29 protein-coding genes, 1 riboswitch and 1 other annotated feature (1 of these 31 cut by a window edge) are annotated in these 26,958 nt (G+C 37.4%); of the genes, 14 read left to right on the top strand and 15 right to left on the bottom strand.

Features of this window, described 5'->3' with window-relative positions; genetic code table 11:
* Window positions 1-22: 22 nt before the first annotated feature.
* Both ABC228_RS17250 and ABC228_RS17245 read right to left on the bottom strand, forming a co-directional pair.
* Complete coding sequence (locus ABC228_RS17250; RefSeq protein ID WP_345826417.1) at window positions 23-535, bottom strand: DUF2812 domain-containing protein; 513 nt, start codon at window positions 533-535, stop codon at window positions 23-25.
* 1 nt (window position 536) lies between these two features.
* Entirely contained in the window at window positions 537-872 is a 336-nt protein-coding gene (locus tag ABC228_RS17245; RefSeq protein WP_345826416.1) for a PadR family transcriptional regulator, read from the bottom strand.
* 149 nt (window positions 873-1,021) lie between these two features.
* Between ABC228_RS17245 and ABC228_RS17240 the strand changes: the two genes are divergently transcribed.
* The 4 genes from ABC228_RS17240 to ABC228_RS17225 all read left to right on the top strand — a co-directional run bounded on the left by ABC228_RS17240 (window position 1,022) and on the right by ABC228_RS17225 (window position 4,179).
* Window positions 1,022-1,588, top strand: a complete 567-nt coding sequence (locus tag ABC228_RS17240) for a DUF6434 domain-containing protein (protein ID WP_345826415.1) — start codon at window positions 1,022-1,024, stop codon at window positions 1,586-1,588.
* Window positions 1,589-1,758: 170 nt separating this feature from the next.
* Window positions 1,759-2,514, top strand: a complete 756-nt coding sequence (locus ABC228_RS17235) for a GTP cyclohydrolase II (RefSeq protein WP_345826414.1) — start codon at window positions 1,759-1,761, stop codon at window positions 2,512-2,514.
* Window positions 2,507-3,598, top strand: coding sequence for a bifunctional diaminohydroxyphosphoribosylaminopyrimidine deaminase/5-amino-6-(5-phosphoribosylamino)uracil reductase RibD (ribD, locus tag ABC228_RS17230; RefSeq protein ID WP_345826413.1), 1,092 nt, complete (start codon window positions 2,507-2,509; stop codon window positions 3,596-3,598). Before ABC228_RS17235 ends, ribD begins: the two co-directional genes overlap by 8 nt.
* Before the next feature lie 14 nt (window positions 3,599-3,612).
* Entirely contained in the window at window positions 3,613-4,179 is a 567-nt protein-coding gene (locus ABC228_RS17225; RefSeq protein WP_345826412.1) for a 5' nucleotidase, NT5C type, read from the top strand.
* A gap of 93 nt (window positions 4,180-4,272) precedes the next feature.
* Here ABC228_RS17225 and ABC228_RS17220 read toward each other — a convergent pair whose 3' ends face one another.
* Complete coding sequence (locus tag ABC228_RS17220; protein ID WP_345826473.1) at window positions 4,273-4,737, bottom strand: MarR family winged helix-turn-helix transcriptional regulator; 465 nt, start codon at window positions 4,735-4,737, stop codon at window positions 4,273-4,275.
* Between the two features lie 278 nt (window positions 4,738-5,015).
* Between ABC228_RS17220 and ABC228_RS17215 the strand changes: the two genes are divergently transcribed.
* Window positions 5,016-6,494: a UDP-N-acetylmuramoyl-L-alanyl-D-glutamate--2,6-diaminopimelate ligase gene (locus ABC228_RS17215; RefSeq protein ID WP_345826411.1), complete on the top strand. Its 1,479-nt coding sequence runs from the start codon at window positions 5,016-5,018 to the stop codon at window positions 6,492-6,494.
* Window positions 6,495-6,603: 109 nt separating this feature from the next.
* Here ABC228_RS17215 and ABC228_RS17210 read toward each other — a convergent pair whose 3' ends face one another.
* Window positions 6,604-6,975 carry a VOC family protein gene (locus ABC228_RS17210; protein ID WP_345826410.1) on the bottom strand — a complete coding sequence of 124 codons (372 nt, stop codon included), beginning with the start codon at window positions 6,973-6,975 and terminating at the stop codon, window positions 6,604-6,606.
* Window positions 6,976-7,060: 85 nt separating this feature from the next.
* The gene (locus ABC228_RS17205) at window positions 7,061-7,666 is read right to left on the bottom strand and encodes a class I SAM-dependent methyltransferase (protein WP_345826409.1); all 606 of its coding nucleotides are present in this window, start codon (window positions 7,664-7,666) and stop codon (window positions 7,061-7,063) included.
* A 140-nt stretch (window positions 7,667-7,806) separates the two neighbouring features.
* Between ABC228_RS17205 and ABC228_RS17200 the strand changes: the two genes are divergently transcribed.
* Together ABC228_RS17200 and ABC228_RS17195 are read left to right on the top strand one after the other, a co-directional pair.
* Window positions 7,807-8,970, top strand: coding sequence for an MFS transporter (locus ABC228_RS17200; RefSeq protein WP_345826408.1), 1,164 nt, complete (start codon window positions 7,807-7,809; stop codon window positions 8,968-8,970).
* A gap of 65 nt (window positions 8,971-9,035) precedes the next feature.
* Window positions 9,036-9,560, top strand: a complete 525-nt coding sequence (locus tag ABC228_RS17195) for a hypothetical protein (protein WP_345826407.1) — start codon at window positions 9,036-9,038, stop codon at window positions 9,558-9,560.
* 33 nt (window positions 9,561-9,593) lie between these two features.
* On the opposite strand, the gene copZ is transcribed toward ABC228_RS17195, so the two are convergent.
* The 5 genes from copZ to ABC228_RS17170 form a co-directional block, all read right to left on the bottom strand.
* A complete protein-coding gene (gene copZ, locus ABC228_RS17190) occupies window positions 9,594-9,800 on the bottom strand; it encodes a copper chaperone CopZ (protein WP_345826406.1) in 207 nt (68 codons plus the stop codon).
* A gap of 89 nt (window positions 9,801-9,889) precedes the next feature.
* The gene (locus tag ABC228_RS17185; RefSeq protein ID WP_345826405.1) at window positions 9,890-12,274 is read right to left on the bottom strand and encodes a heavy metal translocating P-type ATPase; all 2,385 of its coding nucleotides are present in this window, start codon (window positions 12,272-12,274) and stop codon (window positions 9,890-9,892) included.
* Window positions 12,275-12,288: 14 nt separating this feature from the next.
* Complete coding sequence (locus ABC228_RS17180; protein ID WP_345826404.1) at window positions 12,289-12,591, bottom strand: metal-sensing transcriptional repressor; 303 nt, start codon at window positions 12,589-12,591, stop codon at window positions 12,289-12,291.
* A 99-nt stretch (window positions 12,592-12,690) separates the two neighbouring features.
* Window positions 12,691-13,323 (bottom strand): nitrite reductase, encoded by a 633-nt coding sequence (locus ABC228_RS17175; protein ID WP_345826403.1) that lies wholly within the window; start codon window positions 13,321-13,323, stop codon window positions 12,691-12,693.
* Window positions 13,324-13,441: 118 nt separating this feature from the next.
* Window positions 13,442-14,059 (bottom strand): class I SAM-dependent methyltransferase, encoded by a 618-nt coding sequence (locus ABC228_RS17170; RefSeq protein WP_345826402.1) that lies wholly within the window; start codon window positions 14,057-14,059, stop codon window positions 13,442-13,444.
* Window positions 14,060-14,200: 141 nt separating this feature from the next.
* On the opposite strand from ABC228_RS17170, the gene ABC228_RS17165 reads away from it, so the two are divergent.
* Entirely contained in the window at window positions 14,201-14,635 is a 435-nt protein-coding gene (locus ABC228_RS17165; RefSeq protein WP_345826401.1) for a YugN family protein, read from the top strand.
* A gap of 38 nt (window positions 14,636-14,673) precedes the next feature.
* On the opposite strand, the gene ABC228_RS17160 is transcribed toward ABC228_RS17165, so the two are convergent.
* Complete coding sequence (locus ABC228_RS17160; protein WP_345826400.1) at window positions 14,674-15,744, bottom strand: C45 family autoproteolytic acyltransferase/hydrolase; 1,071 nt, start codon at window positions 15,742-15,744, stop codon at window positions 14,674-14,676.
* A 136-nt stretch (window positions 15,745-15,880) separates the two neighbouring features.
* Here ABC228_RS17160 and ABC228_RS17155 point away from each other — a divergent pair, with 136 nt between their 5' ends.
* From ABC228_RS17155 to ABC228_RS17145, 3 genes are all read left to right on the top strand, one after another.
* Complete coding sequence (locus ABC228_RS17155) at window positions 15,881-16,093, top strand: hypothetical protein (RefSeq protein WP_345826399.1); 213 nt, start codon at window positions 15,881-15,883, stop codon at window positions 16,091-16,093.
* Between the two features lie 110 nt (window positions 16,094-16,203).
* Window positions 16,204-16,449 carry an AbrB/MazE/SpoVT family DNA-binding domain-containing protein gene (locus ABC228_RS17150; RefSeq protein WP_345826398.1) on the top strand — a complete coding sequence of 82 codons (246 nt, stop codon included), beginning with the start codon at window positions 16,204-16,206 and terminating at the stop codon, window positions 16,447-16,449.
* Window positions 16,450-16,848 carry a type II toxin-antitoxin system death-on-curing family toxin gene (locus ABC228_RS17145; RefSeq protein WP_345826397.1) on the top strand — a complete coding sequence of 133 codons (399 nt, stop codon included), beginning with the start codon at window positions 16,450-16,452 and terminating at the stop codon, window positions 16,846-16,848.
* A gap of 122 nt (window positions 16,849-16,970) precedes the next feature.
* Here the strand turns inward: ABC228_RS17145 and ABC228_RS17140 are convergent, their stop codons facing one another.
* The 3 genes from ABC228_RS17140 to ABC228_RS17130 all read right to left on the bottom strand — a co-directional run bounded on the left by ABC228_RS17140 (window position 16,971) and on the right by ABC228_RS17130 (window position 20,461).
* Window positions 16,971-18,299 carry a TrkH family potassium uptake protein gene (locus tag ABC228_RS17140; protein ID WP_345826472.1) on the bottom strand — a complete coding sequence of 443 codons (1,329 nt, stop codon included), beginning with the start codon at window positions 18,297-18,299 and terminating at the stop codon, window positions 16,971-16,973.
* Window positions 18,300-18,424: 125 nt separating this feature from the next.
* Window positions 18,425-18,571: riboswitch (cyclic di-AMP (ydaO/yuaA leader) on the bottom strand.
* A 120-nt stretch (window positions 18,572-18,691) separates the two neighbouring features.
* Window positions 18,692-19,279 (bottom strand): periplasmic substrate-binding domain-containing protein, encoded by a 588-nt coding sequence (locus tag ABC228_RS17135; RefSeq protein WP_345826396.1) that lies wholly within the window; start codon window positions 19,277-19,279, stop codon window positions 18,692-18,694.
* Window positions 19,280-19,465: 186 nt separating this feature from the next.
* A complete protein-coding gene (locus ABC228_RS17130; RefSeq protein WP_345826395.1) occupies window positions 19,466-20,461 on the bottom strand; it encodes an ABC transporter substrate-binding protein in 996 nt (331 codons plus the stop codon).
* A 118-nt stretch (window positions 20,462-20,579) separates the two neighbouring features.
* Here ABC228_RS17130 and ABC228_RS17125 point away from each other — a divergent pair, with 118 nt between their 5' ends.
* The 3 genes from ABC228_RS17125 to ABC228_RS17115 all read left to right on the top strand — a co-directional run bounded on the left by ABC228_RS17125 (window position 20,580) and on the right by ABC228_RS17115 (window position 23,683).
* Window positions 20,580-21,485 (top strand): DMT family transporter, encoded by a 906-nt coding sequence (locus tag ABC228_RS17125; protein ID WP_345826394.1) that lies wholly within the window; start codon window positions 20,580-20,582, stop codon window positions 21,483-21,485.
* A gap of 308 nt (window positions 21,486-21,793) precedes the next feature.
* Window positions 21,794-22,621: a MerR family transcriptional regulator gene (locus ABC228_RS17120; protein WP_345826393.1), complete on the top strand. Its 828-nt coding sequence runs from the start codon at window positions 21,794-21,796 to the stop codon at window positions 22,619-22,621.
* A 36-nt stretch (window positions 22,622-22,657) separates the two neighbouring features.
* Window positions 22,658-23,683 (top strand): serine hydrolase domain-containing protein, encoded by a 1,026-nt coding sequence (locus tag ABC228_RS17115; protein WP_345826392.1) that lies wholly within the window; start codon window positions 22,658-22,660, stop codon window positions 23,681-23,683.
* 82 nt (window positions 23,684-23,765) lie between these two features.
* Here the strand turns inward: ABC228_RS17115 and ileS are convergent, their stop codons facing one another.
* Entirely contained in the window at window positions 23,766-26,843 is a 3,078-nt protein-coding gene (gene ileS, locus ABC228_RS17110; RefSeq protein WP_345826391.1) for an isoleucine--tRNA ligase, read from the bottom strand.
* Between the two features lie 78 nt (window positions 26,844-26,921).
* Window positions 26,922-26,958, bottom strand: a binding site (T-box leader); it runs 179 nt beyond the window's last position.

The raw sequence follows: 26,958 nt of genomic DNA, 5'->3' as shown, positions 1-26,958 counted from the left end.
CGAGGTCTTCACAACGGTTTATTCAATTTCTCCGGTAATAATTTATTTTGAGCTTGAGGGAAATAAACAAATTGATATAGAGCACAATGACGATTAACACTAAACCAGCAGCAAGATATTGTACAAAATATCCCTTCCAGCTTAATACTAATGCTAATTGCCCTGCCATGCATAAGAAAAAGATCATTAAGTAATAGCTCATCATTCGCTTGTATGATTCTAATATGGATTCTTTATCGGAATAAATCTTTTGTATATCCTGTTGGCTAGTTGGGACACGAAAATAATGGAAAAGATTCACAGCACCTGTTACATGCTCCCACCCAGCATCCTCATATAACCGAAAATAATCTTCTTTCGCATCCGGTCTAAAATCCACCTGATAGATATAAGATTCCTCTTTATTCTCCTCAAAGGTATAGGTGAATAATCGATATTTTTTAAGATGTAGTCCTTTAGTAGACATTTCCGTTAACCATTTTTCTTCCTTCTCGACATCGTAAGCTAGAAATAGCTTAAACTTTTTCTTTGTCATGTTACTCCTCCTCCATCACGCTAATAATCTCACTTGCATTTTCAACTAATGATTTTAGCCTTATATACTCGAGCTTTAAAACTTTCTTGCCAAGTTCTGTTAATTGATAATACTTTCGACGATCTTTGTCCTCTACAGCAGCCTTGGAAATGATATTTTGCTTCTCCAGCTTTCCTAGTGCACCATACAATGTTCCAGGTCCCATCGTCACCTCTCCTTGGCTTACTACTTCTACATCCTGCATGATTGCATAACCATGACGAATCTCTCTTAAAGACAAAAGAATGTAGTAAGTCGCCTGAGATAAGGGTAAAAAATCCTCCGGTTGCTTTGCCATTACTACTCACCACCATTGTATCAACTATCGATATATCGTATGTCGATATAATAGCATAAATTAACTTTATTTTGCAATAGAAAATTTTAAAAATTGCCAGAACGGAACGTTTGTTCTATAATCTAACTTATAAAAGTGAGGTGTTTAGCATGCGACCGAAGCTCAATAAGGATATAACCATTCAAGATTTTCGAAACTATTATTGGTTAAAAGAAGAGCTCCAACAATTCTGTCGGATTAACCATCTAGGGGTTTCAGGCTCCAAAGCAGAATTGAACAACAGAATCGAAAAATACTTGTTAACAGGTGAAATCGAAAAGCCTGCCAGAAAGCGTCTATATAAGGGAAAACCAAATGAAAAATTAAGTCTCGATACGGTTATTGATGAGAACCACCGGTGTAGTCAAGAGGTACGAGCGTTTTTCAAATCCGTCATTCCGAATTTTCATTTCTCGACATACATACAAAAATTCTTTAAAAACAATATTGGGAAAACATACCGCGATGCGATACAAGCGTGGTATGAAGAAGAAAAGAGAAAGAAGGAGCCAGATTACAGAACAGAAATTGCTCCACAATTTGAATACAACCAATTTATTCGGGATTTCTTTGCTGACCCGATGAACACAGGAAAAACTAAAGGGGATGCCATAGCAGCGTGGAAGAAAATCAGGAGTATTCCTGGGAGTAATAAATATTCAGCTTTCCATTCCTGATAACCTGATATCGGTTATCCCATTTCCTTTTTATCGTCCCAGGCAATTACGAACAATGTATCATACTCTAAAACAAGTACGTTTTTATAAAAAGGAACCCCCCCGAGAAAGATAAATTGAAGCGAAAATGTTTTTTATTTATACTTATGGCAGTGAAAGGAGTTTGTACAATGGGACAAATGAAATTAGAATCAAAAGTACTAACCGTACTAAAGGATAAAATACAATCAATTAACACATCAGAAGGTGCAATATATTTAGTAGGACCAGTGCGATTACCCGTTAATTTATATGGAGAAACCGTAGAATTCAAATGGTATTCATGGTTAAACTGTGAGGAGGTTACTGATGATTACCAAAAAATCATTGACAACCTTTCCTCCAAGAACTTAGCTGATTATCAGCAATCTAGTGTATTGGTATACGGAGATTTTGAAAACAGTGAAGATGCTTTAATTCGCATGCACTCCATCTGTCATACTGGTGATATATTTGGAAGTAAGCGATGTGACTGCGGATTCCAGTTAAAAGAATCGATGAGAAAAATCAAGGAACATGGTGCTGGCGCATTATTTTATTTAGCAAACCATGAAGGCCGAGGAATCGGGCTCTTTTCAAAAGCAATGGCATATGTTCTTCAAGAAAATGGATTTGATACCGTAGAAGCGAATGAAGGACTAGGATTTGTCAATGACTCCAGAAACTACGATGATGCAATTCTTGTACTGAAGCGTCTACGCTCAAAGCCAGTCACGTTAATTACCAATAACCCATTAAAGCTAGAAGCAATGAAAAATGCTGGGTTAACATTAACTGGTCGAATTCCTTTATGGGGAGACGTATCTGAATATAACGAACGCTACTTACAGACCAAGGTCGTAAAGTCTGGGCACATACAGGAGGAAAGGAACTGTTCCAATGACTAGCCATGAATTTTATATGGACCTAGCCTTGCAAAATGCAAGGGCTATGAAGGGACAAACTGATCCCAATCCTCTAGTGGGCTCTGTCATTGTGAATGACAACCGAATCGTTGGGGTTGGAACCCATTTAAAAGCTGGTGAACCCCATGCGGAGATACATGCGCTGCGAATGGCGGGAGATAAGGCAAAGAATGGAACAATTTATGTTACCCTCGAGCCTTGTTCTCATCATGGTAGAACTGGACCTTGCGCAGAAGCAATTGTTGAAGCAGGAATTAAAAGAGTCGTTATTGCTACCTTAGACCCGAACCCAATTGTTGCTGGGAATGGGGTTAACATTTTGAAGAATGCTGGTATTGAGGTCATTACTGGAATTCGTGAACGCGAAGCAATTCAAATGAATGAGGTCTTTAATAAGTTTATTGTTGAGAAAAAGCCATTCATAACACTTAAAGCAGCAGCTACCTTAGACGGCAAAGTTGCAACCCATACCTTGAGCAGTAAATGGATAACAACGGAGGATTCAAGACTCGATGTCCATCAACTAAGAAGTGAACATATGGCAATATTAGTTGGAATTAATACAGTTATAGAGGACAATCCTTCCTTAACAGCACGCATTCCAATTGGCAGAAATCCAATTCGTGTCATTATGGACACAGCTTTAAAGATTCCACTAGATGCCCAGGTTGTAGCAGATCATAATGCCGAAACATGGATATTCACGAGTAAGCATTATGATATACAGAAAAAGCAACTTCTAGAAGAAAAAGGCATTAAGGTGTTCGAAACAAACAGCACCACTTCCGTTAATCCAATGGAAGTCGTAGAACTGTTAGGTGAAAACTTAATCTCCTCCCTTATCATTGAAGGCGGAGGAAATATACACGCCTCATTTTTTGAAAATAAACTAGTTGATAAAGTAGTTCTATACTTTGCACCGAAGTTAATTGGCGGAAAAGCTGCCCCGACATTTTTAGAAGGAAACGGAATTGCCAATATGGAGGATGCGGTAGAGCTCATCAATACGGATATTGTTAAAATTGGTAATGATTTTAAATTTACTGGTTACCCAGTTTATGAATAGATTGAGGGATTAGAATGAAATTTGGATTTGATATTGATGACACATTAATCAACTTGCGAGAGCATGCTTTCAATATCTATAAAAAGAAACTAAATAAAGCTGTCCCCCAACGTGAATTTCACAATTTAAAACGAGTCGAGATTCACGAGCCCTTTGGACTTACCGATGATGAAGGCAGTGCACTGTGGAATAGTACGCTTGAAGAAATCTATTATACAGATTGCCCTTCCTTTGATAATGCGGTTGAAGTATTAAATAAGCTCTATGAACAGGGGCATGACATTTATTACATTACCGCAAGACCAAAGGATCACGGGGAAAGGACAAAGGAATGGCTTAGGGAACAAGGCTTTCCTATTGTAGATGATTACTTTTTCTACGGTATGCAAGACCACGAAAAAGTAACAATTATTAAAGATTTACACTTGGATTACTATGTCGACGATAAGCCGGCAATTTTAGAAACGCTCGCTGAACAACCAATCACACTCTTATTAAAGGATCAGTCCTATAATCGTGACTATCAAGCTAACCGAATTGTGAATTGGTCCGATTTTCTAGATAAGATTACATTCAAATAGGTTATCAAGAAAAACGAATCATGCTTTTGTAGGATATTAGTTTCTTATACGTATAAAAGGTATTGCTATCTTTGCTAGCAATACCTTTTCCATTTACTTATTGGATAGATTCTGTGCATGAAGTCCTAACCCTTTTAGCTGATTAATTAGCACTTCCTTATCTTGTTCTTCAACCCCACCCATGATCTCACGCATCGCAGCTGCATGCTGAGGGAATATCTCATCCATTAGTTTCTTTCCGGATTCCGTTAATACAGCATATGTTACTCGTCTATCGGTCGGACATGCCCTTCTGGTTATGTATTCTTTCTCTTCCAGCTTATCCACCACATATGTAATACTACTACTTGCTAATAGAACCTTCTGACCGATTCGTTGTATAGGCTGTTCACCTTTATGATACAGTAACTCGAGAACGCCAAATTCTGTCAAATTTAATCCGTAGCTTTTAATATTTTGAATCACGTGTTTTTCAATGACTTGAATAGCACGGGTTAATACGACAAATAGTTTAAGGGAAAGTTCTTGGTCTTTATTAAGATTATTGGATTCGACCATCATTATCAATCCTTTTGCTTATTGAATTTATGTTGAATTTATGTTGAATTTAGTATAACGTAGATTTTTAAGATTTTCTATCTTTACTGGTGCATCAATACGATGAATCAATTCCATTATACATTATTTCACACTTTATAATCCTATGAATTAACTATTTTTTCCATTCATGATACATGGAAGAATTCACACCCTATAAATGTTTATACTAATTCCTGTCTCTACAGATTGGATGAACACCGATTGCTTATTCTACTCTAGAGGGAGTCCTTACATCTATGCTACTTCGAGACTTATTACGAGAGCTTTCAATACATACTAATATAGACCAAACGCTATCAAAAATAGAGGTAAAAGGAATTGCGGATAATTCAAAAGACGTGAAGCCTGGATACGTATTTATTGCGATAAAGGGATTTACCTCTGATGGTCATGACTATATAACAGACGCGATTCAAAATGGAGCCACTATCATTATTGGAGATCAAAGCCTAAATCTTGATGTAGTTCCCTATATTAAGGTCGATAACAGTCGGCAGGCTTTAGGTATTATTTCCAAAAATTATTACCAGAATCCTTCTAAGGATAAAATTATGATTGGCATTACCGGAACAAATGGAAAAACAACCACAAGTTATATTCTCAAGCATTTATTAGAGCAAAATGGAAAAAGCTGTTCCATAATCGGAACCATACAAAATATTGTTAATGGCGAAACCTTATCAAGCTCTAATACAACTCCTAGTGTTTTAATGCTGAATAAGCTTCTTTCAGAATGTAAAGATGAAATCGTTATAGTAGAGGTTTCCTCTCACGGATTAACACAGTTTCGTGTAGAGGGAATACAATTCGATTTTGGAATTTTCACCAACCTCTACCATGAGCATCTTGATTATCATTCGACAATGGAGGAATACTTCCAAGCTAAATTGCTATTATTTGACCACCTTAAAGAAAATGGACTGGCAATCATCAACAAAGATAATTATTGGGGAGAAAAACTCGTTAGCATACTAAACCCGCGTGGAATAAAAGCATATACAATCGGTCAATCAAGCGATAATGACATTCAGTTATTGGATTTAGCAACAAATACTTCTACCATTTCTGCAAAAGCGGAAAGTAATTCCTTTGAAATGGTATGCCCAATGCCAGGAACTCATAATAAATACAACACAATGCTTGCCTTTTTAACTGCTAGATCTATCGGCATTCCTCAAAACTTAATTCAGCAATCCATGATGTCTTTTCAAGGGGTTAACGGACGCTTTGAAACAATCAGACAGGAACATACCCCTACGGTTATCATAGATTATGCCCATACACCGGATGCTGTTTTTCATTGTATAACATCAGCAAAAAATTACGGTGCCAAACGGGTGATTCATGTCTTTGGATTTAGAGGTAATCGTGACAAGACGAAACGTCCTGAAATGCTAGCAATCACATCCGATTTAAGTGATTGTTATATCCTAACATTGGATGATTTAAATAATGTCTCAGAAGAGGAGATGATTGAAACATTAGAGGAATTAAATCGTTCTTATGGAAATCATAAAGGCATGATTATACCCGACCGGACACTCGCAATTCAAAAAGCAATTGAGATGGCCAATGATGAAGATTGGGTGATGATAACGGGGAAAGGACATGAAAATTATCAACAAGATTTTCATTTAAACACCTTTTCCGACAAGGATACTGTTCAAGCTGTTTTACATGAATTTACGAAACAAGAAATATTTAATTCGAATTAAGACACTAGCCGTCAGCGAGGATGGCTAGTGTTAAATTTAGGATTTTCTAGCAATCAAGTAAATCTTCTGCCTTACTGCAAAGCTAGAAAATGCTGTGATGTAACCCCGATTAACCTGTACAAATCATAATAACATTCTGATCGAGATCTCGAACTGTAAAAAATGCGAAGTCATCAAAACGAACAATTTCAGATGCAATATCATAATGTAGCTGCTCTAAATAGGTGTATGCTTGGTCAATATTATCTGTGTGGAAATTAAACAATGGATGCTCTGAAGTGTTTATTCTCTTTTTACCAGATGGACCTGCATCTAATGTGATACCTACTTCCTGGTTTACCAGTAAATTGTAGACCGGTCGCTCTACCGTAGTAATATCGTAGTCCTGCCCTAATAACTGACAATACCACTTCACGGATTCCTTTAAATCGGTTACATGTATAAAGATGGTGTTTACCTTGTTTTGAACTGGACTTTTCATTCTAACTCTCCCCTTTTCCCTTGTTAACATATTCTTTAGCTCAAGTTGCAAAATCTATAGCTTTTTTGCTAGGATCTTTAGCTTTTTACATCTTTAGTCGATAAATCAAAAAACGCTCATACGGATTTTTTTCATAAATTCCTGGAAGCACCACTTCTTGATGGAGCTCAAATGCCGTATGGTTTTGCAAATAAAAAACATAATCCTCTGATGCATAATATAAAATGATATCTACCTCTCTAGCTGATTCTTCTAGAGAGCGGATAATTCGATTCACAACATGTTGAAAAATATGGACTGAAAATGGATTAAAAAAATAAAAACGATTATCTTTCGCATGAATGGTATATTCTTCCGCTAAGCAACAATTAAATTGAATCCTCTCTATCCGGTTCTTCGTTTTTTTAGCATATTGATCCCGGTTATCCATCGCCTTCTGATAAAATGCTGGGTTCATTTCAATCCCCAATACAGAAGCATGGTAAAAGTAATGTATGAAGAAATTAAATCGACCATAGCCACAACCAAAGTCGACAAAGTGGTCCGTGCTTTTTACATCATAATGTTCAAATAACACCTCTAATGCATAGTAGGGTGTTGGCTCGTAAGGATAATAATGATCAATATGATTAGCGGATCCTTTTCCACTCGTGTTGATATTAAGAAGCTTGTCATAATAATGTTCCTTCATTGTGTTACCCCTTTATAAATCATTTATCCGTATGCAACCAATTTCTCCATAATGATGTTTTCACCTTATTATCATCTTACGCTTGTCTTCCGATGACGACAAGTTTACGATAGTGAGGGAGCATAGAAAGGACGTCATGAATGGACAAACGTGTATATTTTTTAATGATCGTATCGTTTATTATTGGAATGGTTGAATTAATCATAAGTGGTTTATTAGATTTAATAGCAGAAGATTTACATGTCAGTATCGGAAAAGCTGGATTTTTAATCACCATATTTTCTCTTATATTTGCACTTGCCTCGCCAATATTATTGCTTATGACAGCAAAGGTTGAACGAAAAAAATTAACCTTAATTTCATTACTGTTCTTTTTATTCGGTAATATAGTCTCTGTTCTTAGCAATACCTATAGTTTACTATTGCTTGGACGTATTATCACCGCTTTAAGTGGTGCTTTGTTAATTATTTTATGCCTCGTGATGGCACCAACACTTGTCGAGCCCAAGTATCGTGGACGAGCAATAGGGATTGTCTCTATGGGAGTTAGTGGTTCTTTGGTGCTTGGTGTACCAATTGGATTAATGCTTGGAGAGGCATTTAGTTGGAAAGCCCCGTTCCTTTTAATTATCGGGTTAACTTTTCTATCAATAATTGGTGTTATTTTCTTTATGGATCGGCTTGCACCAAAGCCCTCTGTACCATTAGGAGTACAACTAGCCACATTGAAAAGTAAAAAGATTTTCTTTGCACATTTTTCTACCTTTTTATATATGTCAGGTCATTCCGTTTTGTACACCTATTTAAAACCATTTGTTCAGGAAACAATGCATTTAAATGCGACATGGATAAGCGTCATATTCTTCATTTTTGGGGTAGCAGCAGTAAGTGGAGGCGGAATTGGCGGCTCTTTTGCGGATATACTAGGGACAAAACGTACCATTATCACTGCGATTATTATATTCAGTGCTGTCATCTGGATAATTCCACTTACAACAGCGATTTTACCGTTATTCCTCATTTTGCTAGTTTTATGGGGAATCATGAGCTGGGCTATCTCACCGGCAATGCAAAGTTATTTAATCGATGCATCACCTGATACTTCGGATATTCAACAGAGCCTAAGCAATTCATCGTTACATTTTGGTATTGCATTTGGTTCCTTTATAGGAGGGCTAATCATTGGACAAATGTCTGTTGAATACAATGCTGTAATCGGTGGAATATTGATTGTCGCTTCGCTCGGAACCATGTATATTTCCATGAAAAGCACTTTAATACAAGAAGCAGAAGTTAGGCAATAGTCACCATTCCGATACGTTCTAACATAGACTATCATGTGTCTGAAAAGTTAGGAGGTATATGTACAATGGCTATCTTACCTGCAATTGATCTTGGACTAATGGCAGAGCATTTAGCCGCTCACCAAGGTGCCATTCAAAAATTTCGTGTTTATGAACATAATGTTTCTGACCCTAAACTACGAGAAATCATTCACTTGCAAAAAAACGTTATGCTGGAGCACGTAAAGGTAATGCTTGCCTTTATTAATCCAAACACAACGAACAAAATCGAAGTTCCATCTATTGAATCAGTAAAGCAGCAGCAGGAAGCTCTTCAAATGAAGGTTTCTCCTGAAAGCTCCTATAATAATAAATGGATCACTTTGGAAGCACATAGCACTGCCAAAAATATGTCTAATTTAAATTATGTATCGGCATTAATGATGAAAAATCAACAAGTGCGAAATGCTCATCTTGAGATGGCCCTACAGCAATTAAAGTTTCAAGAGGAATATGAACGGATTATAAATGTGAATGGATGGAGCTACATTCCAAAAGCGACCAAAGAAGAACAGCTTAAAACCTATCAACAATTTCTTCAACAATACTAAAAAGCAGGCACTTTTTCTGTGCCTGCTTTTCTATTAAGCTACATCATAGCCTTGATCTTCAACCGCTTCCTGTAATTGTGCTAATGTAACTTTAGAATCGTCGAACGTTACATTTACTTTTCCAGTTGCTAAGTCTACTTCAACGTTCGATACACCCTCTAATTCATTAAGTGCACCTTCTACAGACATTTTGCAATGTCCACAAGTCATACCTCTCACATCTAGCGTAGTAGTTTGCATGATATCGTTCTCCTTTCAGAATCGAATAATACTAGTATGATGATGCCTTGTTGGGGATTTTGCTTTTCACCGTCCCCAACCAGGAGCATTTATAATTTTACCCGCTTCAACCGAAGTGAGTTGGAAACAACACTTACAGAGCTAAATGCCATCGCAGCGCCTGCAATCCATGGTGCTAATAGTCCAAGAGCAGCTATTGGAATGCCTGCACTATTATACGCAAATGCCCAAAACAGATTTTGACGAATGTTTTTAATGGTTGCCTTACTGATAGTAATAGCTTTCGGGATAAGTAATAATTCCCCACCAAGAATCGTCACATCTGCCGCTTCAATTGCAACTTCTGTTCCAGTCCCAATAGCAATTCCAATATCCGCTACGGCTAGTGCAGGTGCATCATTGACACCATCACCAACCATGGCAACCTTTTTACCTAGAAGTTGAATTTCTTTAATCTTATCTGCCTTTTGCTCAGGTAATACTTGTGCTATCACATGATCAATTCCTACCTGCTTGGCAATTGCTTTTGCAGTACGTTCATTATCACCAGTTAGCATATAAACTTTCAAGCCTTGATTCTGCATTTCCTTAATCGCCTCAGCAGCAGTTTCCTTTACCGTGTCAGCTACAGCGACGATACCCCTGTACTCTCCATCAACTGCAATTAACATCGCTGTATTACCATTTGTCTCATATTCTATTAATTCTTCTTCTATATCTGTAACAGTAATATTATGGTCATTCATTAATTTTCTAGTACCAACTAGTACATGTATTCCCGCTACATTAGCTAGAATACCATGACCGGGTATTGCTTGAAACTCATCTGTTTCGTCTATTGCAATGCCCTTTTCCGTTGCATACGCTACAATTGCCTCAGCCAACGGATGCTCAGAACTCTTTTCGGCACTCGCAACAAGCGAAAGTACTTGATCATCTGCAGTAAAGTGGGTAACTTCTGGTTTACCTTTTGTAATCGTACCAGTTTTATCAAGTACGATGGCATTTAACTGATGGGTACGCTCTAAATGTTCGCCACCCTTAAACAAAATCCCATTTTCAGCAGCTCTTCCAGAGCCCACCATAATCGATGTCGGTGTCGCCAGACCTAGTGCACAAGGACAAGCAATAACAAGTACTGCAATTGCGGTTACAAGTGCCGCTTCAAAATCTCCAGGCGTTACAAAAATAATCCAAATGACAAACGTTAATACGGCAATCCCTACAACAATTGGTACAAAATATCCCGATATTACATCTGCCAAACGTTGAATTGGAGCCTTTGACCCTTGGGCATCTTCCACCACTTTAATAATGGAGGCAAGCGCAGTATCTTTGCCTACTTTAGTAGCTTCCATTTCAATTGTTCCGTTTTTGTTAATGGTGGAACCTATAACAGTAGCATTTATATCTTTCTCAATCGGAATGGACTCTCCAGTAATCATGGATTCATCAACGGATGTTCTCCCCTTGACCACGAACCCATCAACTGGAATCTTCTCACCTGGTTTAACAACTAAATGGTCACCAACTACTACTTCCTCGATTGGTACCATCGTTTCATTCCCATTTCTTAATACCCTTGCCTGCTTGGCTTGTAGATTCAGCAATTTTGAAATCGCGACAGTAGTTCTACTTTTTGCGCTTGTTTCCAAGTATTTACCAAATAGGATAAGCGTAATTAATATTGCACTTGTCTCAAAATAAAGATGTGGCATATAGGCTGGGTCACCAATTGTCTTAAATGATTCATAAAGACTATAAAAATATGCTGCACTTGTACCAAGTGCTACAAGCACATCCATATTCGCCCCGCCATTACGTAGGTTTTTATATGCCCCGACGTAAAATTGCCATCCAATTATAAATTGTACTGGCGTGGCTAATACTAGCTGGAACCATGGATTCATGAAGATTTCGGGAATTTTTACTCCCGCTAAATGAACCAGCATGGTAACGAAAAGCGGTAATGCTAATATTGCTGAGATCATCAGCTTTTGCTTCATTTTCTGAAGCTGTTCCTCTTTTTCCGTCTGCTTATCAGATTTATCCGTTTTACGTTTTGCATCATAGCCGAGCTTTTGAATTTTATCGATTAAATCGGCTTCACTTAAAAGACTAGGATTAAATTCAATTGCAGCACTTTCCGTAGCTAAGTTTACATTTGCCTGCTTAACGCCTGCTTGCTTATTAAGTACCTTTTCAATTCTGGTTGAACAGGCTGCACATGTCATGCCAACAACATCGAATTCCACCTTATCCATTTGGACGCCATAGCCTAGCTTTTCAATTTTTGATGTTATATCATGAACCGAAACAGCCTCTGGATTAAAACTCACACTCGCTTTTTCGGTTGTTAAATTAACTTGTGCTTCCACACTTTCCATTTTATTTAGGACTTTTTCAATACGGTTTGAGCAGGCTGCACATGTCATCCCTGTAACCCCAACCGTAATATTCTTGGATTCTTCCATATACGATACCCCCCTCACTTGGAGAATTGCTTGATAACATCCATTAATTCATCAATTGCTGCGTCGCCTTCACCAGACTTAATTGCATGGCTTACACAATGCTTCGTATGTCGTTCTGCGACTTGAAAACCAACTTTCTTTAATGCAGCACTTATAGCACTAATTTGCACTAAAATATCGACACAATATCGATCATCTTCAACCATTTTTTGAATACCGCGAACCTGACCCTCAATCCGCTTTAGGCGGTTAACTACCGCTTGTTTTTCAACATCCGTTCTCGGTGTAATTGGTTGATCATGTAAAAATTGATCCATGGGAAACACCTTCTTTCTTTATCCTTGAATATACTATACCCCCCTATAGTATATTTGTCAAGTTGTTATTCTACATTTTTTCTTTAAATTATACGGGTATTATTGATGGCTAATGGCATCAGCTATCTGTTTATAACCAAACCGATCCACAAATCGATTAAATTTTTCTCTTTTCTTACCATGTTCCCGATATATCTCTATTATTTGATCGACAAGATTAAATAATTCCTCTGGACTCAAGTTCTTTCTTAGCAGCCTACCCGGTCTTGCATCTCTTCCTTTCGGATATCCACCGATATATAACTCGAACGTCTCCTGATCCTTCATCACACCTATATCATTCATGAGTGGTTCACCACAACCAATAGGACAGCCTGTATAGGCGGGACGTAGTGTAAACGGAACCTCCTGTCCAGCAATTCTTCGATTCAATTCCTTGGCAACCGGCATACCTTCTTCTAGTTCTCCCTTACAAAAATTACATGTTCGCAGATTCTTCACAAACTTTCCTACAGGATAAGTATGCAAGCCGACTTCTTCCAATTTCTGTACTACTTCATCTAATTCATCTTCTGGAACAGTAACAATTAATTGCTGTAACGTAGTCAGTTCGATTTCTGTATCCTCTTCCAGATAATTGCTTAACACAGCTAATTGCTTTGGTTTTAGCTTTGCACCAAACCCAATTCCGCCATTAACTGCTAACGGGATATATTTTCTCTTTATTTGCATCGTTTTCTCTCCCCAATATTTAGTATCTCATTATAACTATATACTATACCCCCGCAGGGTAAAATTTCAAGTGATAAAAACACCGGTCCTGTATTTTACGAACCGATGATACGATGTACTATTTCTTACAGATGGCAATACCGAGTGGAAATTCCTTCTCCTCCGCAGCTATTTCAGGCTGAATTAATACTCCTTTTTGGTAGTAATATTCGGTAGACTGATAGTGATGAAATAAATCCTTAAATTGCCCCACCGTTAATTGATGGACATGGAATTCTTGACCACTTGGTATACCTCTCCCTTCACCAAAAGGAGTGGATAGAATTAATGTCCCACCTGGCTTAAGCATCTGATAAATATTGTGCAAAAATTGCTCTTCTTCCTGTATATGCTCAATTGTTTCAAAGCTTAGGATACAGTCAAATTGTCCAAGCTTATCTGGCAGAGTAGAATCGACAACATTACCAACATAAAACTTAGATAGTGGATGATAATAAGTCGCTCTTGCATATTTTACTGCTTCTTCATTAATATCTACTCCAACTACTTCCTCTACTTTTTTCTTACAGGTTTTCGCAATAATATGCGTTCCATAGCCCGAGCCACTTGCAAAGTCTAATACCCTTCCATAAACATACTCCGAAGCAAAGTGATATCTAGCAATATGCTCCAGCAGTAAGCCATTTAATATTTTCATTTTTTCAGGAATAATTCGTTCCCCTGTATCTTCTAACATAATCCCTCACCGCATTCTACTTCGTTATTACTTAGTCTACCATGTCGACTAACATTCTGCGAAACCTGACTACAATTTATAGGTATTTTATTCCATTATTTGCTAATGCTAATAACAATTACATAACAGAGGAGCGATAATATGCTAAAGCTAGAATCTGAAATTGAAGGAAAACAAGCATACTTTGGTGAAGCACGCGAGCTTGCAAAAAAATATGGACTTAGTTTATGTGGTAGCTGGGAATATGATGGTGCATTTTTTGATGCAACACTGAACCGTGATGGTGGTGAAACAATCTATCTACGGATGCCATTCCACGTCATAAAAGGAGAACTAGACCGAAATGATGCCTTCATAGAGTTTAGCACCCCATTTGTCATCAAGCATATTGTACATTTTGGCTTGGATCAGGGTGAAAATTCTTTACTCGCAGCTACAGGTATCAATCAATTTCAGGAGCCACTTGATAAAGATGGACAAATTCGTGACAAATCGAAATGGGAAGAAGTTGGAGAAGATGTATCCAACCAGTATGCACAAGCCATTGTAGCAATTCGAAATGAATCGATATCGTAAATCAAAACCACCAATTTTCCTAAGAAGATTGGTGGTTTTTACATTAGGAACTCACCCTTGTTGAAGATACCCATATTAACGAAAATGGAATCAGAATCAAGCTTCCCTTTTATTTGCTTTACAATAACATTTGCCCCAGTAAGCCATTTTTGAAAATCGACTATAACAGGCTTCTGGTCGCCTCCAATCGAAATCCAAGCCTTCATTTCCTTAGGAAAATAAGCAGAAGTATGTAATGTCCCTGCCCACGCCCCATATTTAGACGAAAATACTCCCTTATTGGTATGATTCATCATTTGATATGCCTGATAAGCATTTACTAAGTCCTTTTCTTGGTGAAGCATCGCTTGCTGCCGCTTTATCGATTCGTCCATTCGATAACGATTTTCATTGGTTAATAGGTCAAAATGGTTTGTACATGTATTCGATTGATGAAAATCTACTTTTCTAGGGGAAGCTTCCACAACGAAGGCTTCTCCTTGTTTGTCCATTAAGACATAGCTAAAGGAATGGCGATGCGGTATTTCTTTTAATAAGGCGATTGCTTCTTCAACTGTTGCACAGGATTCTAGAATAATCCGACCAATCATGTTACACACGAAGCCACTGCCAGACTGTTTGCGATTAACAAAGTTGTAGCCCATCGCTAGCCCTTTTTCATTTAATCCATCTATTCTACCGGTAATTTGCATAGTGGGACCTATCATGGCATATCCTTGATCGGTTGGCTGATATAGCATATACCGTCCCTCATAAGATGCCGGATGGTTGTCGTAATTTCGTATTAAATAATCTTTTCCAGAAAAAATAGAACAGCCGCTTCTTCCATATTCTAAATAATACCCACCGAACTCCCGTATCGCATCAAGCATGTTCCACTGTAAGGCCGCTGCTAAACCTTCCATCTCGTCCCATATACCAGGAGCAAACCGTTTAATAGCGGTTCTTACTTCTTGTTCGTCAATCGTGAAGTGATAGCTTCTTTTTGGCCCCCATTGCTTTTCGCGATTAGCAAGTATGGAGGAAGTTCTTAATAACGCTCCTTGCTTATATCCCAAATCATAGTGACTTCCCCGAAGCTGAATGACTTCACTGTATACTTGTTTCATGTTTTTTTCCCCTTAAGTTTTAACGTAGGAACAGTTTACTTTATTTTTTTGTGGAAGGAAAAATTTATGCCTCCTATATTCATACTTACAGTATAAAAAGCACGTGATAAGACAGTCTACTAATGAGGTGATGATGATGTCAGACAACAAAGAAGAAAGCAAGTTTAATATGCCGACTCAAGCCAATACAGATGGGCAATTCAAGGTACAAAATGGATTAAAAGAGAATTATCCATTTGATTCTCTGAACCGAATGGTAGGAGATTCGGTAAAAGATCATAAGGAGCTAGAAGCTGCTAATGAAGTGATTGCTGAAAAAGAGATTGGACAGACCTATAATAATTCTTAACTAAAGTAAATTTCTCTCTAATTATATATTGGGGGGAATTTACTTTTTTTGTTATAACGGTTTTACATGTTATAATTATTATAACAATCTGTTTTAGGAGGGCTGATGAAATGACGGAAAGAAAAATAACGAAAATCGGAAATAGCTACGGCATTACAATACCTAAAGAAATGTTAAAAGAAGCAGGTATTTCTTATGGTGATAACATTCAAATAGAACAAAAAAACGGTGAGATAATTCTAAGAAAAAAAGAAGAAATAAAACTTCCTAATGGAATAAGCACTGACTTCTTTGAAGTGTTGGAACGAAATACAAATAAGCATGAGGAAACAATTCGTGAACTGGTGGATAGGTAAATGCGTTATTTAACTCTTAAGGAAGTTGCTGCAATTAATCAATACGTAATTCAACGATTTAGCCCAGGAGAACAAATAGGAATTAAATCATTTGAATTATTAGATTCTGCTGTGCACCGTCCACAACAATCTGCATTTGGTAATGATGCTTATCATACTATCTTTGAGAAAGCCGGTGCTCTTTTTGAATCAATAGCACAAAATTACGCATTTCACAATGCAAATAAGCGTACAGCTTTTTTAGCCTTAACACAGTTTTTATACTACAATGGATTTGATTTTGAAATGAGTAATCAACGTGATCAAGCCGATTTTACAGTTAATGTTGTTAATAAGCAGTATGCGTTTGAAACCTTAGTAGCTATTATTGAGAAATACAGCACAGAACTCGATTACTAACCATATTTTTTCACACTCATTATGAGTCGAATATCTGGCCTCCATACTAAACTAAGTACACTATATTATACGAAGCTATCCATGTATAAAAAACTGGTAAGCATAATCGCCTACCAGTTTTCTTATCCTACTATAATTTTCTCGGTTGGATATTGATAGCTCACATCTTTATTTTGTCGTTGGAAGATAAATATAAAGGATAATATGCCTATTCTCCCGATGAACATTAGCGCAATAATTACAATTTTCCCTATAGAGCTAAGCTCAGGTGTAATCCCCATGGAAAGCCCCGTTGTTCCAAACGCAGAGCTTACCTCAAATATGATTTGCATGAGAGAAAAGCTCTCGGTCTCTGAAAGTATGACGACCGCTGTAAAACAAATTAGCATTGCAAGAAAACTGACAACCACAGATTTCCTAATATCATCCTCATGTATTTCACGCCCAAATACTTTAATATTCTTTCTGCCTTTACCAAAAGAGAATATTAATAATAAGACCACCGCAAATGTCGTCGTTCTTATCCCACCACCAACAGAGCTTGGTGAAGCACCTATAAACATAAGAAAACAGATTGCTAATAAGGTTGGATTCGTAAATTGACTAACATCCATCGTTGCTAATCCACCATTACGTGTAGTCGATGATTGGAAAAACGCATAGAAAAATGATTCATGCCAGCTTTTGTCTGCGAAAAAGTATTTCGCTTCAAATAACAAAATAATAATCGTTCCAAAAATCATTAGCGCAAAAAATGTAACCGTTGTTAGCTTTGTATATAATGTAAAACGGAATCGATACTTGCTTTTGGTACTTTTTATAAAATCTTTCACTTCAATTAATACCGGGAATCCTATTGCCCCTAACGTTAACAAGATAATATTGATGATTTGGACAAAATAGTCATGAGAAAAGGGGATTAATGAATTACCCGTGATATCAAACCCAGCATTCGTCGTTGCACTGACTGACGCAAATAATCCTTGTAAATAAGCTTCCTGCCAAGTCGGAAAATATTGTAGGAAATAGGTACCTAGAATAATCGTCCCAACCAATTCGATACATAGGATAATGATCAAGATTTGTTTCATCAGCTTTACCAGCCCTGAAAGGTGAGATTGATTTTGATCCGTACTAATTAATCTTCTTTCCTTTAATCCAATCTTCTTCCCAAGTACCAGCCAGAAAAACGTACCTAGCGTCATAATACCAATTCCGCCAAATTGAAGGATAAATAATAATATAAAGATTCCAGACGTACTAAATGTGTCCACTGTAGACACAACGGATAAACCCGTTACACTAATTGCACTTACAGCGGTAAATAAAGCATCCAAAAATGACCAACTAACACCAGGCTTCAACGCAAATGGCAAGCTAAGTAAGCCAACTGATAGGATAACTGCTGACACATAGAATAAAACAATAATTTGTGCTGGTTTCAGGTTCATATTTTTAAACAAGGTTTGTTTCTCCTTTATTCTCTAATACTTCAATTCAAAACTGCTTCCATCAACGCAAAAAAGACCACCTTAAAATCAGAATGGTCTTAGGCTAAAACCTTTGACCTCTCTCTCGAAAATAACAGGAACGCTTACGAGGTTAGCTGTCGGGTTAGGAATTGAGAGTATCCCCTCTTACAACGTAAGACTCACCCCAAGATATGGCTAGTAGCCCATCGATTCATGGTTCCCCCGTTCAAACGATTCAGCGAATAAAAGGTAACTGAATAGGAATTCGTTAATATAATGAAAATCTACTCTTGTTTTCATAAATTGTCAACATGCTTTGAAAATATTAATGCTGCTTTGAATTCTATCCGTCAAATGATTTTATCTCAACATCACCTTTTATAAAATAAGTCTTTAAATGGTACTAACCCAATGCTATTGATGGATATGCCCATTAAGTTCCGATGAAATAATGCCTTTTGATACGTAGAATATAATGGCATGATAATTCCCTCTTGTAATAACAAATCTTCCATTTGACCTATATCGTCCAAGAGCTTCGCTTGTTTATCCTGCTGCAAACTCTTCCTATAGAGAGTTTGAAGTAACTGCTTTTGTTCCAGTCTACTAAGCATTTGTACGACACTTGTTTCTGCTAAAAATACGTTATAGAGCGCTACCAGTTCAATGTCTTCTGCAACATATTCAGAGAGAACTAAGTCTGCATTACTGGCTTCCTGATGAAATTCCTCATACGGTACTACCTTTATTTCCATTTTAATATTATGCTTGAGACATTCAGTCTGTATCCAGGTTATATCCGCTTCATTCGGTGTATTTTCATAGGTTAGAAGGATAAAGGCTTCATCACTTTCTAACTGGCCTGACATCTCCTGATTCCTGTCATAAATCGTATCATCATGGCGTTTCATAAAACTGTGCTTTACTTGGTACCTCGGATAACCCAGATCATGAATCATCCTATCCCTATTTATTATGGATGCTATCTTTTTTCTGATAGAACTGTTTGTGCGAATGGTTTCCTTTTTCATATTCCACATCAAATATTTCACCGATAGGTCCCTTCTTTCCACATTCCGGTAGTTTCTCTCGCTATTAGAATTTGTGGTAAAAGGGATATAGAATAAAGGCTGGTGCTCTATTTCTCATTGCGTAAAATAGTTTTCAACTGATGGCATGATATGAATTGAAATTTCATCCATATGCGCTCTTCCCTTAAAATAGGCATGGTGTACAGACAATCGTAGTAATTCACGATTATGTGTCATCACTTTATAAGGACCAGTTCCAATTGGCTCTCTAGCGAATGCTTCCTTTGACTTATTCCCATAATCCACTGGAATGATAGCACATTTCGGTGAACATAACAAAAGTGGCCAGCAGCGATTCGAGATAGCGAATTGGAATTGAATAATATGTTTATCCAAACAGATAATCTTCTCTATGTATCTTGTTATCCATTTTGCAGGTGTATCCTTCAATCGTTCAAAGGTGAATTTAACATCTTCCGCTTCCACATATTTTTCATGATGAAAAGAAATTCCTTTTCGTATATAAAAGGTCCAAACTTTATCATCATGACTACTTTCCCAATAATGCGAGATACAGGGCTTTACTTCTTGTCTTTCTGTATCAAATACTACTAACGTATTAAAAAGTTGTTCGACCATATGCCTTTCGGTTTGCCGTTCCACATCTGATGGATCTAATGAAAGAATGGAACGAAAATACGGAATCCGCAACTGATCGATTTCACCAGCATACTGGTTGGGTGGTATTACGCCAAATAATTTTTCAAACAAGCTTTGGGCTAGCTGCTTATTTTTCTCAAATAGCTGATGATGGTCTAAATAAGACAAGAGTTTATTCAAATCCTGATGATAGGAGGAGGAATCATGCAAACAGTCGATAATCTCACCGATGCCTTTTTGAAAGCTAATAGTAGATAGATTTCCCCTTCCTTTTCCGCTCTTTCTAAGAATCCACTCCTTCTCTTCCATCTTATTTAAAATATGAATCACGTTTCGCTCGGAGCAATTTAGCTCGTTACTTAACATACTGCGAGATAGCTTAATTGGTTCATTCGTTCTATTTCTCGAGAATGTCATAAACAGCTGTATGTAATAACCTATCAACGTCATTCAACCACTCCTTAAAAGGTGAAATAGCTACCTATAATTTACACTTTTTATTCTCCTTTTACCATCTACAATAAGGAGTATGAAGCGTTTGTATTGAAAAAAAGTAGGAGGATTGAATATGAGCGACCAACAAAAGGGTCATTTCTATAATTTACTATCCGTTCTTGCAATGGCTATCGGTCCATTGATTTCAAAATTTGGATTATTGCATGTATCACCTGCAATAGCAGCCATTCTTAATGTAGTAACCATCCTAATGGCTAGTTATTTAGTTGGTGTTTTCTCTCGAAAAGGGATAACGTTTTACTTCGAGAAGGAAATCCTTATGCTAGCTATATTTAATTCGCTTGGCGTTATCTTTATGTTTATTAGTATGAACTTGCTTTCACCGGTCGAAGTAGGATTTTTGGGGAGGTTTTACACCGTATTTGCTGTCTTATTGTCTGTAGTCATACTCAAGGAGCGGCTTTCAAAGTTAGAGGTGCTTTTTATCACGCTCGCTATTTTAGGAGCATTTTTATTTGTAGAAAAAGGTAATGGGCATTCAGCAAATGGCTTTGGAGCACTATTCGCTGTGTTATATACCTTCTTTTTTGCATTAACAAATATCTATATAAAGAAAACATTATCTGAACACAAAAGCTCTAATTCAATTCTTTTCACGAATAATTGTATAACCTTATGTTTCGTTGTTGGCTATGCCTTTCTAAGCGGAGAATTAGCAAATGGACTAACATCATTGGAAGGAATAGGGTATATCATGATAGCCTCTCTCCTTACAGGCTTCTTAGGAACTATCTTACTGTATCAAGCATTAAAATATTTGCGTTTCTCCATCGCTAACGTAACAAGAGCCTTTAGCCCGGTAATACTAGCAATCCTATCCTATCCTTTCTTTCCAATTAAGATTACGATTAAAAATTCTATTGGAGCCGTTGTATTAGTTGGATCGATTATACTTTTAACGGTTAAGCCTAAAGCTGAAAGTGGAACAAGAAGAGCAAGAAATAAAACTGGTGACTAAACTATAGTCACCAGTTTTATTTCAGTTAATAGCTTTGAATAATTCTTATACCTAAGTTTTTAAAATGATCCTACCGCTCACACCATACTAATAATCCTTTTCCAAACCCAGTGGTTCTTAATAAGAGCCCGTAATCTTTCACATCTTCAGGCACAGTGAAATTTAAAACTGCTCGCATTTTTCCATCTACCATTATTCATTTATATTTTTTCATTGACTTTGCCCTTAGGGTAAGGTGTATATGTAGTAATGAATAAAGAAACTAGTTAACTTTTATAAAAAATTGAGAAAGACTAGGAGGTGATTACTTGCTATCAATAGGGGAATTCTCAAAAATATGCAGAGTATCGACAAAGACACTTCGATATTATGATGAAATCGGGTTAATTACGCCTGATGAGATTAATGCTGAAAACGGTTATCGGTACTACTCTATCAATCAATTAAAAAGAATGCTCTTCATAAATCGTCTAAAATCCTATCACTTTTCACTAGATGAAATTAAAGCCATCTTAGAATTAGAGGAGAATCATGCAGAAGATCAGCTGTATTCTACCCTTCATCACAAAAGAGAGCAGATTCAGGAAAAACTATATGCTCTTGAAGATACCCTCATGCAACTACGTTCCGATATGGTAAATCTACAGCAGAGTAAATCGATGCTAACATTCTTCGACGAGATTGATGTGCAGCTCGTTGAAACAGAGTCCATTACTATTCTTTATCAGCGTCAACTTTTGAATAGTGATGACTATGCGGCAGGTTATGAAAAATATTTTAGTAGTCTGTACGAGCAAATTGCTACCAATAAGCTAACCCTCTCCGGCACTCCAATAACGATTTATCACAGCCCAGAATTCAATCCGAGTGGTAATGATACTGAGTTTGCCATTCCAGTAGGGGAGCCTGTCCAAGGAACACGTGAATTAACAGGGGAGCTATGTGCAAAGTCTACTCTAAAAGGCTCTTACTCTATGTTAACAGCAGTATATGCGAAGCTTCGAGAATGGGTTGAAAAGGAAGGATACGAATTAATGAATTCACCGTATGAGGTATATCGAACTGACCCAACTCATGCTCACTCTCCTGAAGATCTAGTTACTGAGGTGTATTTTCCTATTCAGAAAATACAATAGCAAACAGAAAACCAATTAATGAAGGAGGAATACAATATGCCAAGCCACTGGCCTACTACCGATTGGCAAGTAAAAGACCCATCAAACCTAAAAATGGATTCGCGGAAACTAGCTGATCTTGAATCCGTCATTCAATCTGACTACAGCAATATAAACGGTATTGTGCTTGTTAAGAATGGATTCATTGCATACGAAAGATACTTTAACGGTCATCGTGCAGCTAGTATGCACCATGTCGCATCTGTAACGAAAAGTATCCTATCAGCACTCATTGGTATAGCCATTAATAAAGGTTTTATAAAGCATGTAAATCAAAAGGTATTGGAGTTTTTTCCTGAATATGTTTCGGATTCCGATCAACGTCAGAAGGAAGCGATTACCATACGACATCTTCTCACCATGACCGCTCCCTATCCATTTAACGATTGGCAAGAACCCCTGGATCAATTGTGTATGCAACCTGACTGGATAACGTATACACTTGATATGCTAGGTGAAAATGGTACTATCGGAGATTTTAAGTATTCTACCGCTGGAGCACACTTACTTTCAGCCATCATCACTCGAAGCACAGGAAAGAGCGCCCGTGAATTTGCCAATGAATACTTATTTAAACCAATTGGAATGAATGAAATTCCAGATTTTGAGATGGAATCATATGGATTTGAAGATTTGTTTGGGGAAAATATAAAAGGCTGGGTAAAAGACCCACATAATCACAACACAGGAGGATGGGGACTCACACTAACCACGCGTGATATGGCTCGTTTTGGGCATCTTTACTTAAACAATGGGTTATGGGAGCATAATCAAGTCATTCCAAAGTCATGGATAATAGAATCCACAGCCAATAATCCAAACCATTACGGCTATCTATGGTGGATCTATGAGGATGCTTTCATTTCTGCATATGCAGCCATTGGCGATGGCGGTAATATGATTTGTTGCATACCAGAAAAAGACTTCGTTATTGCGATTGCATCTGAATTTATGATTAATCCACCAGATCGATGGCAACTAATTAAAGAACATATTATTCCCGCTGTATTCGATGAAGCTTAAATCATGAAGACGATCTAAGATTACTAGTGAATAGGATATGAAAACCAAAAAGAAATCCCTGCATGAACAGGGATTTCTTCTATTAAGATTGTATAAATAATTTTATCTCATTTCCTTCCACAGGGAAAGTTTTCATATCACCTTGCGCTTCAAAGTGTATATCTTTTAGAATAAGGTTTCTTTGTATTAATTCATCAAAATCCATTAACACTTTCTCAAGCCATGAATCTGTCTGAACAAAAAGGTCCACTCGTAAATCAACCGGAAGATCTAATTCCTTGCGATAGGTTTGAACAGCGCGTATAAATTCCCTTACCAGACCTTCTTCCTTTAATTCTTCTGTTATGGTCGTATCTAACAAGACGACGAACTTATTACCTTCTACAAGCTCATAACCTTGCTTTGCCTTTTTCTCTATTACTATATCATCTGTCGTTAAGGTGATCGTTTCACCAGATTGCAACACTAGATTTAACTGACCTCCTTCCACTAGTGACACCTTTTCATCTTCCTGTAGGTTAGCTATACATGCTTTAACCTCACCTACTGCTTTGCCGAGCTTTGGACCAGCTACTGAGAAGTTCAACTTGATTGTAAGCTGTAATAGATGGTGGTGTTCTTTCGTAAAGACTACTTCTTTTACATTCATCTCTTCCTTTATGATGGCTGAATACGGTTGTAATTGGTTTGTAGACATGGCTTCTGGTGAGATTACGATTAGCTCCGCTAATGGTTGTTTGGTTTTTATGCTGACTGTATTTCTTGCCGATCTTGTTAGTTCAATTATCTGTAGGACTGCATCCATATCTTGTTCCAAGTCTTTATTGATAAGTGATTCATCTGGTTTTGGATAGTCGGATAAATGAACGCTCTCCATTACGAAGCTAGAGTAGATATCCTCAGCAACAAAAGGTGTATACGGAGCCATAAGCTGGGACAGCTTCGTTAATACCTCGTATAGGGTGCTAAATGCTGCCCGCTTATTATCTGTCATTCCACTACTCCAAAAACGTTGCCTTGATCGTCTTACATACCAGTTACTTAGTTCCTCGATGAATACCGCTATAGACCTGGCACCTTTTGTAAAATCATAATCCTCTAAACTTTGATTAACATCCATGATTACTGTATTTAATCGAGAAAGAATCCATTTATCAAGCATTGTACGGGTACCACCTAGGTCATCCGCTGGGTTAAATTGGTCAATTTCTGCATACATCTGATAAAAGGAATAAACGTTTAATAGTGTATCCAATACTTTCGATTTTGCATGACTGACCGTTTTCTTAGAAAAGCGCTTGTTATTCCACGGGGAACTATCCGCTAATAATGCCCATCTTAGTGAATCTGCACCAAACTCCTGAATGAGTTCCGTAGGATTTAAGGCATTCCCTTTACTTTTTGACATCTTTTGTCCGTTTTCATCTAGTATATGACCTAAGGAAAGGACACGCTTATAAGGTGACTTGCCGGTAAACAAGGTTGAAACTGCTAGCAAGCTATAAAACCATCCTCTAGTTTGATCAACCCCTTCGATAACAACATCTGCTGGAAATTGCTTATCAAATGTAGCATGATTTTCAAACGGATAATGATATTGAGCAAACGGCATTGACCCACTATCAAACCAAACATCAATAACTTCACTCGTTCGAACCATGGTTCCCCCGCAGGAACAAGCGAATTTTATGTTATCCACATATGGCTTATGCAGCTCTATACTCTCCGATACCGCTTCTACGGATAACTCGCTTAATTCTTTCAATGATTTTGGAGATTTTTCTTTTCCACAATCTTTGCATACCCATACATTTAATGGCGTTCCCCAGTATCGGTTACGACCAATATTCCAATCCACCATATTTTCCAAAAAGTTTCCAAATCTACCGTCTCTCATATGAGAAGGGAACCAATCGACTTCTTGATTATTAGACTGCATGTTTTCTTTTACAGCAGTTGTCTTAATAAACCAACCCTCCATCGCATAATAAAGAAGTGGACTATCACATCGCCAACAATGTGGATAACTATGTTCATATTTTTCCTTATCATATAAGAGGCCTTGCTTGGATAGCATCTTGATGATTTCAACGTCACTATTCTTTACAAATTGTCCTGCAAGTGGTGTGACGTACTCCTTATAACGCCCTTTTGAATCCACTACATTGACATAATCAAATTGATTATCCTGAACGGCCTTATAATCGTCTTCTCCATGTGCAGGTGCTATATGCACAATACCCGTACCGCTCTTATCTGTAACGAAATCTGCAGCTAAAACCTTATGGCCATTCGATACGGTTATATACTGAAATGGTGGCTCATATTCAAGACCAACTAAGTCTTCTCCTTTCATTACCTCTATGAGTTCATAGCCTTCCTTCATAACAGCTGGCACCAAAGCTTGGGCAACCACGAATACTTCTGATTCCTGTTTTACCTTTACATAATTCATGGTTGGATTTACAGCAACTGCAACATTTCCTGGTAATGTCCATGGAGTAGTCGTCCACCCTAGGAGATATTCATTTTCTTTTCCTTTTAAGCGAAATTTCGCTGTGACAGATAAATCAGTAATATCCTTATAGCCTTGGGCAACCTCGTGAGAGCTAAGGGATGTCTCACAATGAGGACAGTATGGAACAACACGATGCCCTTTATACAAATAACCATTCTCATGTATGGTAGCTAGGATATTCCAGACTGATTCAATATAATCGTTATTTAGGGTAATATAGGGATTCTCCATGTCTACCCAATAGCCTAGAGCCTCTGTAAATTGCTTCCACTCATTTTCATAAGCAAAAACACTTTCTTTACATTTTTGAATAAAATTCTCCACGCCATATTCTTCAATTTGGTCCTTACCACGAATATTTAATTGCTTTTCAACCTCTAGTTCTACAGGTAGACCATGTGTATCCCAGCCTGCTTTCCGTAAAACCTGATAACCAGCCATTGTTTTGTATCGTGCCACAAAGTCCTTTATTGTTCTTCCCAGCGCATGGCCAGCATGCGGTAAACCATTTGCTGTCGGAGGTCCTTCATAAAACACAAATGTCTCCTTTCCTTCTCGGTTAGCGATTGAACGCTCAAACGTATTTTCTTTTTCCCATTTTTTTCGAACTCTTAATTCCCTTTGCTTACTTGTTTCCTTCACGCAAATCACTCCTTTAAATTAAAAAACTCGACCCTATATGCGTAGGATCGAGTTAACGAACGTTATCATGGAACAAAATAAAAAAACCATAGTAGTGGTTTTTATTCATGCAAGA

This window comes from Ornithinibacillus xuwenensis (assembly GCF_039614845.1).
In the GTDB taxonomy this organism is placed as follows: Bacteria; Bacillota; Bacilli; order Bacillales; family Amphibacillaceae; genus Ornithinibacillus; species Ornithinibacillus xuwenensis.
The sequence above is the reverse complement of the archived record's forward strand: the minus strand, read 5'-3'. Positions and strand labels throughout refer to the sequence as shown.